Here is a 13,059-nt window from a genome sequence, read left to right on the forward strand (position 1 = left end):
TTTAGTAGATTCCACTAAAACTTCTATCAAGCAATTTTGGAATGAAACTTACAATCCATTTCCCCAACTTAATCGCATCCACCTTTATGGAAACAGGAAGCGAGATGCGCAGCCTTGGCTGTTATCTTGTTTTGTACGGCATTTCCTCGCCAAGGCGGTCTTCATCGTTTACTCCTGCTTCAAAAATGCTTTTTAAATATTCGGACTCTTTCACTGACTATTTCACGTTTCCATCAATTAAGCCCCTTTAACCACATCCTCTCGTTTCTGTTGTACTTTTTTAACAAAAACAATATAGATGAACGAATGCGAGTATCGTACCTGAGAAAAATGATAGAGCAAATAATAGCTTGAGAGCAGGAAAAAACTGGCGGATTGTATGCGCTTCAAAATATAAATATAGTTTCTAAATATAATAAAAACTTGGGATTTATGGAATGTAAAAAAAATCTTGAAAACAGTTTCATTAACCTTCAATCCTCTATACAATTGATTATAAGCGGATTCATTCACAAAATCATTATGCGATGTAAACAATTTCCATTTAAATTTTTGTCCAAATTTAACAAGATTCGTTTGCTTCCCTTTCTAGTAATAAAAACTGACAAAATGTAGAATTAGAAGGTGTATGATGAAAAAGGTAGAAGATTTATTTATCGTTGATGTGTTTCAAGAAGCCAAAATTATTGCTGGACATGCCGGACTTAAAAGGAAAGTAGAATCAATTGAGATTTCAGAAACACCAGATGCCATCAATTTTTTAGCTAAGAACTCCCTATTATTGACAACAGGATACGCTTTTAAAAACGACCCTCATGCATTATGCAATCTCATTTCCCAAATTAATGAACTTCCATGTGCAGGGATTGCCATTAAACTTAAAAGATTCATTGATAAGATACCGCAGGATGTAATCGAATTGGCTGACTCATTAGAATTTCCAATTATTCAAATTCCAGAGACATTAACATTAGGTGCGGTTGCTCATCAATTATTAAGCTTTATATGGGATAACCAAATTGAAGAGTTATTTTATGCGATGCATATTCACAAGGAATTTACCAATATGATGATAAAAGGCTACAGTCTGAATTCTTTAATTGAAAATCTTGGCTCCCTATTAAAATGTCCTGTTCTCCTACTTGATCCTATTGGTGATGTGACATCCTTTTCTCATCATTTTCGTACAGGAAATATGAAAATCGTTATGAAAAATGTTCAAGAACAAATTAAACGTGATATAGAAACATACCTAGAGAAAAACCAGCTTACTATCGACATCCAAAATACGGACATTTCTATAAAAATGTTTCGGGTGAAAACAATGCGTCCCTATCCCTATTTTCTATTAATTCTTCACCCCGAGAAGCTTTCATACCCATCATCCCAATTAGCTATAGAGCAAGCATCAACAGTCATTTCATTCACGCTGCTTAAAAACGAGGCTATTAGAGAAAACAGTCGTTTGTTAGAAAATAACTTTTTTGCTTCCCTTGTTGATGGAAAGATTTCTAACAAACAAGAAATTATTCATAGGGGAAAACAGCATGGCTTAATCGACAATATGAAATACGTATGCATTGTATGTAAGATTGATGATGATAAACAAAACGCTTTACAAAAAAGTGCAGACATAATGAATAGATTATACGACTATTTATATAAATTTTTACATAAATCATTTTTAAAAATAGATACTAACAACATCGTTTTTATGAAAGATGGATATTTTGTTATTCTGATGCAAGCTCCTCTGAATATTAATGATTCGATTAAAAGCATAATAGAAGAAAGGCTGAAGGAATTCCAGAATGAGGCTTATTCAAATCTAAAAATTTCGTTGTCGTTTGGAGTTGGTAACTTTTCTAATGACCTTACCTATATCCACCTTACATACGAAGAGGCAGTGGAAGCATGGACAAATGGGGCTGTACTGTTTCAAAATAAATTTATCAACTTTTACGAAACCAAGCAATTAATAGAACTGATTCGGTTAATTCCCGAAAAAGATTTAAAAAAATTTTATGAAAATACTTTACGTTCTCTATCCTACCCGAAAAATAAAGATGAAAAAGACTTAGTTAATACCTTATTGGTATATTTGGATAATAATTGTGAACTTGCTATTACATCCAGGAAACTGTTTGTTCACCGTAATACCGTTAAATACCGAATTGCCAAATGTGAGGACATGTTGAATTATTCCGTTCATGATGCAAAAAACTCACTTCATTTACGTATAGCTTTACTCATGAGTTCAATTTTTAGGGGTAACAGTGATTAATAAGTTATTGTAATTACTACTAAAGCAGATATTGACTGAAGGTAAACTGCCCACGCAGACAGAGATCAATATAAAGAGTAAATCTGACTTTATTTTCTGGAAGTGTCTTTGATTATGGAGGAATCCAGGAATTTCAGTGGCTTTTTTATGAACATACAGAACTCCTTTTATAACATTGGATCATTGTCGATACTCATGTCTGTTTCATCGAATGAAGGATCTTTGTCCTAAAATTGAAATGTATTCATTTTGAAAAAACTCGTGATCCGATACAGTCGGATCACGAGTTTTTTTTGTAAGTTCTCTTTTAGTTGATAGCCAAAACTTATAAGTTCCTCAATATTGTTTTGTGGCTATCTTAATCACTGTAGAGTAAAGGACTCTAGCTCCTGCACCCATATCTTCTACAGTAACGAATTCATCAGGATGATGACTAAGACCATCTTTACAACGAACGAAAATCATTGCAACATTCGTTACATCCGCCATAGCCATTGCATCGTGACCAGCACCACTTACAAGACTGATAACGCTACCATCCAGTTCGATAATGGACTCTTCGATTACTTTAATCAATTGTTCATCACAGTATACAGGATCGGCTTCCATGACTTGTTCAAAATGAATTTGGAGTCCTCTAGCTTTTGCTACTCTTTCACTTTCAGTTAATATGGAATCAATGGCTTTTTTCTTACGATCCACATTTAAATCACGGATATCCAGCGTCCCTGTTACAAGGCCAGGTATTACATTACTAGCACCCGGACTTACAGTGAGTTTACCAATAGTCGCCACTAATGGTTCATTTTGGATAGCGGTGTTCTCAATGTAGGAAATGAGATCACTAGCTCCTAAAAGTGCATCTTGTCTAAGGGCAACAGGAACTGTCCCTGCATGTCCAGGTTTCCCGATAATTTCAAAATAAAATCTTGTAGCACTAGCAATCCCACGAACTATTCCGACAGGTTCATTCTCCTTCTCAAGCACAGGCCCCTGTTCGATATGAAGTTCCAAATAAGCGAGAAGTTCTTCTGGAGTACGACTAGCTTTTTTATAAGCATATGGGTCAGCAATACCAATTCCTTTTAACGCTTCAGCAATTGTTATCCCTTGATCATCTGCTCTTTCTAAATCTTCACCAGTAAAAGTTCCTGCAATCGCTTTACTACCAAGGAAAGTTGAGTGAAACCTTACTCCTTCCTCATCACAAAAACCTACCACTTCGATTGGATTGTATAATATAATGCCATTATCCTTAAGAGTTTGAACAACTTCTATTCCAGTTATAACTCCTAAGATACCGTCATATTTACCTGCTTCAATCACGCTATCTAAATGTGAACCTATCATTAAAACTGGAGCTGTAGGATCTTTCCCTTCATAACGTCCGATTATATTGTTAAGAGCATCTTTTCTTACCGTCATCCCAGCTGCTTTCATCCACTCTTCAACTAGTCTTTCTGCTTTTAAACTTTCCACTGTGAAAGGTAGTCTAGTGACACCAACAGATGTAGATGAACAAGCAGCAAGTTCTTCGGTTCTAGTGTTGATTCTTATAGCATCAACATCCTTCTGAAGTTTAACCAATCGATCACTTCCCTGCCAATTTAATCTCTAAGAAAAACTTTTGTTATTTATTACAAAATCCAGTTTTTTAATGCAAAGTCATATTAACACCTTATTTAGTCGTTGCTCAATAGGAATTCTGCATGATAAGCTAATTAAATTTTAGATTAAACGGTGACAAGCTAATGTGCTTGTCACCGTTTAATACATATCGTAAATATATATATAAGCTAACTAACTAAACGCCCTTTTTTTGAATGTAATAATGACCATGCATCAATGAGAGTACGTTTTGACTGTGCAATTACAATATCTGATGATTCTGTACCTACAGGTTTTACTTCAAAAGCGACTATATTCTTTATACCTTCACCGATGTAACCAATTTCTAATAGAGATCGTAAATACTCCGCTAATTCAGAAACATCAACTTCACTTCCTGGATATCCGAAACGCGGATGCTGATCGCCGTAAGCAGGATCAGAAGTATCTTTTATATAGCAATTTCCGATATGGGCATGGTTAATATAATCACGAGCAACCGTTAATGCATCATGAGACGTTTCACGTTGCATTGGTAAATGACTTAAATCAAGCATTAAACCGAAAGTAGGATCTACTTTACGAACTTCTTTTGCAACTTCAACAGCAAGTTTATTCGAACCGATAAGACATTTCTTATCAGTCTCATCATCAAATGTTTCAAGCGAGAGTACTAAATCACCTTTAGATTTTGCATAATCGCATAATTCTTTGATAGAATTCGTTAGTAGTTGTAATGCAACATCTTGTTGAGTATCTGGTTTAGCCCCACTTAAGAAACCAAGTTTAGCAGCATTTACTTCGTAAGCTTGGTCAATTCCGCCTTTTACTAAATCGATAGCCCTTCTACGCTCAGCTTCATCAAAAGAATTAAGGTTTCCTTTGTTTCTTAATAGAATCGGTTGTGCACCAAATCCTACAGTCATTCCACCAGATTGTAAAATTTGAGTAGCCTCTTTACGTTCTTCAGGATTGTTAATAGATGTAATTTCAATTCCAGAGAAAAAATCATCTTGTACAATTTTCTTAATTGTTTCAACAGTTGGACCATCTCCACCCATTGTTTCCGGATAAGCCATAAAGTGAACAATTCCGACTTTCATAGAATTATGAAGATTTGCTGACATTGTGTCGCCGATTTTTCGGCTTCCCTCCTTTAATAAACCCATTATTTAAGTACAGTCAATACTACTTTTTATTACTAATATGTTTTTTGAAGCAATAGGTTAATATCCCATTGCCTCAAAAAAATCACTTCCATCAAAAGTATTGTTATTTAGAATAATCAATTTTTTCAGAGTATTTGAATCCATTTAGTGCACCGTTGTTAGAGAATTCGCATGCGTTCTTAGGATCTGGATCAACTATAACTTCGATTAAATATGGTTTACCTGAGTCAACTGCACGTTGTAGAGCTGGTTTGATATCATCATAATGTGTAACAAGCTCACCACGAACACCCATACCTTCAGCAGTTTTAACAAAGTCGATTCCTCGCTCTTCATTATCACATAATTCATTTTTGTAAATTAAGTCCGTAGAAATTTGGCGTTCATTATAGAACCAGTTTTGTTGTTGACGAATTAATCCCATTAATGAGTTATTCATACAGAAAATAATTACCGGAATATCATGTTTTGCAGCTGTGGCAATATCTTGTAATGACATACCTAAGCTTCCATCACCAAGGATGTTTACACTTTGTCTTTCAGGGTATGCAAGTTTCGCTGCCATTGCTGCACCAAGCCCCCAGCCCATTGTACCCGCACCACCAGTTAATAAGTATGTTCTTGGTTCATACGTTTCAAATAATTGACTAGACCAGATTTGGCTGATACCGCAGTCATGTGATACGAATGCATCGCGATCTAAGAATTCACGAAGTTCTCGCAATGCACGTTCTTGTCTGATTGGAAGTGTTGTGTAATCAGTTTTACGTGCCCATTTCTTACGCTCTTCAGTTAAGTCAACTTTAGTACCTACTTCGGCAGTTGCAGCGACATGAGCGCCAAGTGCTTTATGTGCTTCTGTAAGTTTAATCATGAATGCTTTAACATCAGAAACGATACCTAAATTAGTTGGTACAACTTTACCAATTTCTTTATTATCAAGGTTTACGTGGATAATTTTCTTACCGTTTTGTGTGAATACCGAAACATTACCAGTTGAACGATCAGCGAAACGTCCGGCAAGGTTGATTACTAAGTCAGCTTCAACAATTGTTTTGTTACCGAATGGAGTATCAAGCATCGTTCCCATACGTCCAGCGAATAAAGGGTGATCGTTAGGGAATGTATCCATCCCCATGCCAGAGGTTACTACAGGGATTTGCAGTTCTTCAGCTAACGCTTTTAATTCAGTAGTAGCGTTTGCAATGTTAACCCCTCCACCAGAAAGTAAGACTGGTCTTTTAGCGTCTTTTAATAATTCTAATGCTTTCTCTATATCAGCGTCAGAAGCTTGTGGTAAGTTATCGATTGGAGTAGAAGCGATAAGCTCATCTAGGTCTACTTCTATTTCTACTTTTTGTTGATCAATTGGTAAATCAAGAAGGACTGGACCTTTTCTACCAGTAGTTGCTGTTATCCATGCTTCATGAATAAATTCAGCAATTTTCGAGCCGTCAGTTAAACGGTAAGCAGCTTTCGTTACAGGTTTTGCCATTTCAACGATAGGCGCTTCTTGGAATTGCATTGTTCCAATTAGACTATTTTTTTGTTGACCAGTAATTGCTATCATTGGTATGGAATCCATCCATGCACCATAAAGACCAGTTAAGAAGTTAGTTCCACCAGGACCTGATGTGGCAGCACATACACCTACTTCACCAGTTGCTCTTGAATAACCGTCAGCCATGAAAGCACCAGTTTGTTCGTGACGAACAATATATGATTCAATTTTAGTTAATTCTTTTATTGCATCATAGAATGGTAAAATTGCAGCTCCCGGTATACCATAAACGTGTTTCACTCCTCTTTTTTCTAAATACAAGGCAATTAACTCAGCAGCTGTCATTTTTTGTTTAGCCATTTATATCTCTCCCTTTTGATCCTTTTTTATATTTTCAAAGATTTGAGCAATCGAATCTTTATCCCCAACGTTGCCTGGAAATACGATATAAGGTGTATCTTTGAACTTAGCTTCACTTCCGGGTAACCATACTGGAACACCGGCGATCGCTTGCCCTAAAATTTTTGCATATTTTATTTCTAAGCCGTCAGTTGCCACATCACTCGAAGTTATACCACCTTTTGCAATGATAAATTTCGGCTTTACTTTTAATGACCGAATAACTTTAACTAAAGAACTTGAAACAGTTTGACTAATTTTTAAGTTTTCTTCCTTATCTTTCGCACTAATTAAATCCCTACTTGTATAAACAAGCGTATCGCGATTAGAAGAAATATTATGATCCACTAATTGACATACTCGTGTTAGCTCTTCAGTTCTTGTTTCTTTATTTAGAACTTTCACAACATTAATTTCGATTTGTTCTATCGGGTATTTATTCATTAGTTCCTTAATTTGTTCCGTAGTTTTATTCGTGTGAGATCCTACTATAATAAATCCACCATTGTTTTGGTTTTCATCATTTGAAACAATCTCATTAGTTGATAAATATGGACGATCCTGAATTCCCGCAATCGATTTTACAATTGATGCTGCAGTTCTAAACAAGAATTGCTTGCCAGAATCAATTGCTTTAAGGACAGCTAATGATACGATGTCTAAATCATAGTAAGATTTAGCATTTACTATAATAGGAGTATTATTGTTAGCAGATAGTAAAATCTCATAAACTTTATCAATGCCACCATTATGAATATCTTCAAGTGAAATGATCAAAGCTGAGTCTGAAGCTACACTTCCATTTGTCTTCTCTTCAATCCATTTCGGCAAATTAGCAGTATTGAAACCGAAAACGGAATCATTCGCGAATTCTGTTTCATTTACTGGGACAAGCTGACCATCCATACCTAAATAATGAATATTATCTATGGTGTAACGATGTGCTTCAAAAAAAGCCGGTATGATTAAATGACCTGAAATTTGTACATCAGCAGTTTTTACTAATTCATCTTGGAGCACATCAATTTCAAGTGGATAATGCCCTCTTAATGTTGAGTCACTTCTACTGATAATTGAATAATTAATGCCCATTTCCTTAGTAACGTCAACAATGTTTTGGACAATCTCTCTATTGATGTTTTCCGTTTTTTCTGCATTATAACTTCTTGTGTTTGTTAAAATATAAAGTACACTTCTCTCATCAGATAATCCTTTTTTAATCCAGTCTTTTCCCCAGTCCGTGATGACAAAAATATCATGTACCGTTTGGACACCAGTTGGATCATCATCTAAAACGATAAACTTATGTTTTGTTTGTTTTAAATGAGCTTTGATTTTTGCACGAAGGCTATCATCCGATTTAGAGAAGAGGGCTAAAGTATCCTTTAAACTTAGATATTGGGTTGCGTTTGACAAAAACCCTCCCCCTTTCATTATCAAAAAATGTGATTAGCTAGTTACTCTATGCCCTAATAATTCATTTGCAGTAGAAACAATACGGTGTGCTCTTAATTCAAAGAAATCAAGTAATTCATCCATTTTTCCAGAAACTCCAAAACGATCATTTGTACCTATTCTTCTTAATTTAGCTGGTTGGCTTTCTGATAAAACTTCAGCAACAGCACTACCTAATCCACCTATAATTGAATGCTCTTCAACTGTGATAACATGTTTTGTTTTCGCAGCAGATGCAATAATGGCTTCTTTATCAATAGGTTTAATTGTATGAATGTGTAAAAGTTCAGCGCTTACACCTTGCTTTTCCAATTCACCTACTGCTTTTAGTGATTCATCAAGCATTATCCCAGTACTGATGATTGTAATATCAGATCCTTCACGGTATTTAATTGCTTTACCTATTTTGAATGGTTCTTCTTTTTTTGTAACGATCGGTACTGGTAATTTGCCAACACGCAGGTAAATTGGTCCGTCATGGTAATAAGCAGCTTCTACTGCTTTTTCCATTTCAACCGCATCAGCTGGAACAATTACAGTCATACGTGGAAGTGAGCGCATTAATGAAATATCTTCAAGCGGTAAATGTGTTGCACCTTCTTGAGCAGCTGATGTACCAGCGTTATGACCGACAATTTTCACATTGTTATTTGAATAACATACAGAAATTCTCATTTGATCAAATGCGCGCCCAGTAAGGAAGTTTGCATAAGCATTCGCAAATGGTACTTTACCTGCTACTGCCATACCAGCTGCAGTACCTACTAAATCACATTCAGAAATACCGATGTTAAAAAAGCGTTCTGGAAATCTATTTTTATATAAATTTGTCATATTTGATTTTGCGCAGTCCGCGTCAAGTACCACTAAATTGTCATGCTTTTCTCCAAGTCTAATTAGTGCATCAGCAAAACCTTTACGTGGTGCTTCCTGATTTGCCATCTTAAACCAACTCCTTTAAAGCGATTTCTAATTGCTCATCATTCGGAGCCATTCCATGCCAATCATGTGTATCTTCCATAAATGAAACTCCCTTGCCTTTAACCGTATGAGCTAGAATTGCAGTAGGTCTGCCTTTAGTGCGTTTAGCTTCTTTATACGCTTCATTAACTGCATTAATATCATGACCATCAATTTCAACAACGTGCCAACCGAAAGCTCTAAATTTATCACCAAGATTTTTTACACCTTTTACATTTTCAACAAAATCATCAAGTTGAATTTTGTTCCAGTCAATAATCGCACAAACGTTATCAAGATTGTAATGTGCAGTTGTCATTGCTGCTTCCCATACTTGGCCTTCTTGTAATTCTCCATCACCAATCATGCAATATGATCTTCTATTGCTACCATCCAGTTTTGCAATTAATCCAACACCATTAGCTACTGATAATCCTTGACCAAGTGAACCTGAAGATATGTCTACACCTGGAATATGCTCTCCACATGGATGTCCATGTAACCTGCCGTCAACATCCCTGAATGTCATTAACTCTTCAACCGGGAAGAAACCTTTTTCAGCTAATACTGAATAAAATACAGGTGTACAATGACCCTTAGATAGGAAGAAACAATCTCGGTCTTGCCAATCTGGGTTGTTAGGATCAACATTCATGTGTTCAAAAAATAGGACGGACATTAGTTCAGTTGCTGATAAAGAACCACCGGGATGACCACTTCCAGCATGGTTCGTCATTTTAACTATGTGCCGGCGAATTGTTTTCGTTAGATTATTATAAAATTTGCCTTTCTCTTTAGAAAAATCCACTATTACTCCTCCTTTTAGTCTCGTAATAAGCAACGTAGTTTCATTAAATAATTAAAAAAAATAAGTATTCTGTTGCTTATTAACTAACCATGTTTCTTATTCTGATATTATCACCGTTTTTTGAATATTTCAAGTATTTTACCATTAAATTTTTTATAAAAATTTTTCTAAGGACAAAAGATCAAAGTGCCTATTCGAAGATAAACTTGAATTAATAAATTTCTACAAAAAAAGAATTGGTCTTATACCAATTCTTTTCAGTTTGTAGACAAAAGGGGTTCGGAATTAAAAAATTCTGAACCCCTTTTGAAATTCCCTTTGAATTTTCGCCTAAAGTTAAGAGATTGGGGCTCTACGAGCCCACTATGTTAGGCCATTTTTGGACCTCGCCATGTCCAATTGGCCATCTTCTTTAAATTAATGGCAGCGAAAGTTAGCATCGCCTGCATCGACAATTTTTTAAGTCCCCTTAAAGTAGTCCAACGCATACCATGCTTTTCTTTTGCATCTGCGAATACACGCTCAATCGTTTCTTTACGTTTTGCATATATAGGTTTTACATCTTGATGATGACGCAGATGATCTGCTTCTTCCACATGTGTTTGCCAGATATGCCGTGTCACCACTTTTTGACAGTCTTTGCTTTCTGTACACCGAGATAAAAATGAGCATGTTGTACAAATTTGTTTTGGCGATTTGTACTCGCGATAGCCCTCTTTATTTGTTGTTGAGTACTTTAAAGTTTCGCCCGAAGGGCAAAGGTAACAATCAAAATGTTCATCGTATACATAGTCCTGTTTGCGGAAAAATCCTTCTTTGGTGCGAGGACGTGTATAAGGTAAAGCCGGTATGATTTCTTTGTTAAATAGGTAGCTTGTAATCGCTGGTGTTTTATAAGCTGCATCTGCGGCAACGGCTTCCGGTTTTCCAACTTTCTCAATCACTTGTTCAACTAGTGTCTCTAAGATCTGACTGTCATGTGTATTTCCAGGTGTTACAATCGTTCCCAATACAAAACCGTTGCGGTCTGCGGCCGCGTGGAATGAATAGGCAAACTGTTTTGTTCGTTCATCTTTCACATAGTAGCCACTCTCAGAATCCGTTGTACTTTCTTTAATCTCTTTGGTCTCTTCTTTATCAAATTTATCTGGTGGAAAAGGCTTTTTTCCATGGTTTTCACGATCTTGATTGATTTCTTCTTGAAGACGTCCTTGATACGCTCGTGTTTCTTTACGAACGATTTTCTTTTCAAATTTCCGTTTATTCGCACTGGCTTTCACATGTGTGGAATCCACGAAAACGTGTTCAGCACTTATTAACTTTTTATTAGCAGCTGTCATTAAAATGCGATAGAAAATCTGTTCAAACAGGTCTGTATCTTTAAAGCGTCGCTCATAATTTTTCCCGAACGTAGAGAAATGAGGTACTTTATCATGGAAACCATAGCCTAAGAACCAACGGTAAGCCATATTGGTTTCAACTTCTTCAATCGTTTTACGCATGGAACGAATACCGAAGGTATATTGAATGAAAGTCAGTTTAACTAAAATAACTGGATCAATACTTGGGCGTCCTACCTCTGAATACATATCTTTCACCAAGTCATAAATGAAAGTGAAGTCAATGGCAGCCTCCATTTTACGAACCAAATGGTTCGGTGGCACCAGTTGATCTAAAGTAATCATTTCAAGTTGATCTCGCTGAATAGAATCATGTTTAGAAAGCATCCTCATCACCTCAAGTTTTAATACTTCTATTTTAAAACAAAAATGACTCCAGGCAAAAGTGTTCTATCTAAAAGGTAAGACAAAGTTGATTGGAACGGAAGGTACGAGACTCCTGCGGGGAAAGCGCGTCTAGGGGAGACCCCGCAGGCGAAAGCCGAGGAGGCTCCCCGACCGCCCGCGGAAAGCGAGTGCCTGGAGTGGAAATCAACGTCCAAATTGTACAAGCCATAAAAATAGACAAACTCGATTTTCATCGAGTTTGTCTACAGTCTGAAAAGAATTGGTCTTATACCAATTCTTTTTTCACATTATTTAATTATCTGTGTAACCAAGCCTTTTGGAAATCTTTTTACCAATATCCATTATAATTGGTTTAATTTCAGTTAATCTTTCTTCAGTCATTCGGATGCTTGGTCCTGATATACTAACAGCAGCAGTAATTTTCTTCCGATTATCAAAAATTGGCGCTGCAATACAGGTGATTCCTTGTTCATTTTCTTCAACTTCTCTACCAATACCTTCGTTCCTTATTTTTCCCAATTCTTTAAAAAAAGTATCTTTATCTATAATCGTTTGTTCAGTATGTTTTGGTAAACCATGCTTGTCAATTATATCTACGATCTCATTTAATGGCAGATGGGCTAAGATTACCTTCCCAACTGCCGTACAATGCATTGGGGCACGTCTTCCTACTTGTGAATGTGTTCTAAGGGTTTCACTTCCCTCAAGTTTTTCAATATAGATTACCTCTCCTTGATCATATACGGTCAAGTGGATCACTTCATTAATATGTGATTCTAACTCTTCCAGAAAAGGTTTAGCTTGAGTTCTCAAGTCAATAGATTCAAGTAGCATCGAACTTAATTCTAAATATTTATAGCCTAATCTATATTTTTTAGTTTCAGGATTTTGTTCGATGAATCCATGATCTACAAGAGTACTTAATAATCTGAATATAGAGCTTTTATTTAAATCTAGGTTGGAGGCCAGCTCAGTAACCCCAATTCCTTCTTTACGCTTGCTTACTAATGAAATAATTGTTAACGCCCTATCTACTGACTTAACCATTTATATTAACCTCCGATTAAATCCTATATTACTGATCCTGTTTCTTTATTTTACCACAAGAGCAATCCACAGACATAATA

Annotated in this window: 9 protein-coding genes; 1 reads left to right on the top strand and 8 read right to left on the bottom strand. The window is 36.0% G+C overall.

Annotated features, from left to right (window positions below):
• Window positions 1-631: 631 nt before the first annotated feature.
• Window positions 632-2,284 carry a PucR family transcriptional regulator gene (locus QFZ73_RS06060; protein WP_251435816.1) on the top strand — a complete coding sequence of 551 codons (1,653 nt, stop codon included), beginning with the start codon at window positions 632-634 and terminating at the stop codon, window positions 2,282-2,284.
• 336 nt (window positions 2,285-2,620) lie between these two features.
• Here QFZ73_RS06060 and QFZ73_RS06065 read toward each other — a convergent pair whose 3' ends face one another.
• From QFZ73_RS06065 to QFZ73_RS06100, 8 genes are all read right to left on the bottom strand, one after another.
• Entirely contained in the window at window positions 2,621-3,871 is a 1,251-nt protein-coding gene (locus QFZ73_RS06065; protein ID WP_307264167.1) for an allantoate amidohydrolase, read from the bottom strand.
• Between the two features lie 209 nt (window positions 3,872-4,080).
• The gene (locus QFZ73_RS06070; RefSeq protein ID WP_307264171.1) at window positions 4,081-5,019 is read right to left on the bottom strand and encodes a sugar phosphate isomerase/epimerase family protein; all 939 of its coding nucleotides are present in this window, start codon (window positions 5,017-5,019) and stop codon (window positions 4,081-4,083) included.
• A gap of 145 nt (window positions 5,020-5,164) precedes the next feature.
• Window positions 5,165-6,922 carry a thiamine pyrophosphate-binding protein gene (locus QFZ73_RS06075; RefSeq protein ID WP_251435824.1) on the bottom strand — a complete coding sequence of 586 codons (1,758 nt, stop codon included), beginning with the start codon at window positions 6,920-6,922 and terminating at the stop codon, window positions 5,165-5,167.
• A complete protein-coding gene (locus QFZ73_RS06080) occupies window positions 6,923-8,377 on the bottom strand; it encodes a four-carbon acid sugar kinase family protein (RefSeq protein WP_307264174.1) in 1,455 nt (484 codons plus the stop codon).
• Window positions 8,378-8,410: 33 nt separating this feature from the next.
• Window positions 8,411-9,358 carry a transketolase family protein gene (locus tag QFZ73_RS06085; RefSeq protein WP_076367512.1) on the bottom strand — a complete coding sequence of 316 codons (948 nt, stop codon included), beginning with the start codon at window positions 9,356-9,358 and terminating at the stop codon, window positions 8,411-8,413.
• Between the two features lies 1 nt (window position 9,359).
• On the bottom strand, window positions 9,360-10,184 hold the full coding sequence (locus QFZ73_RS06090) for a transketolase (RefSeq protein WP_251435828.1): 825 nt from the start codon (window positions 10,182-10,184) through the stop codon (window positions 9,360-9,362).
• A gap of 368 nt (window positions 10,185-10,552) precedes the next feature.
• Window positions 10,553-11,911: an IS1182 family transposase gene (locus tag QFZ73_RS06095; RefSeq protein WP_307264182.1), complete on the bottom strand. Its 1,359-nt coding sequence runs from the start codon at window positions 11,909-11,911 to the stop codon at window positions 10,553-10,555.
• A gap of 312 nt (window positions 11,912-12,223) precedes the next feature.
• Window positions 12,224-12,979 (bottom strand): IclR family transcriptional regulator, encoded by a 756-nt coding sequence (locus tag QFZ73_RS06100; RefSeq protein ID WP_251435496.1) that lies wholly within the window; start codon window positions 12,977-12,979, stop codon window positions 12,224-12,226.
• Between the last annotated feature and the right edge of the window lie 80 nt (window positions 12,980-13,059).

Source organism: Peribacillus sp. V2I11, from assembly GCF_030817135.1.
GTDB classification, from domain to species: Bacteria; Bacillota; Bacilli; order Bacillales; family DSM-1321; genus Peribacillus; species Peribacillus simplex.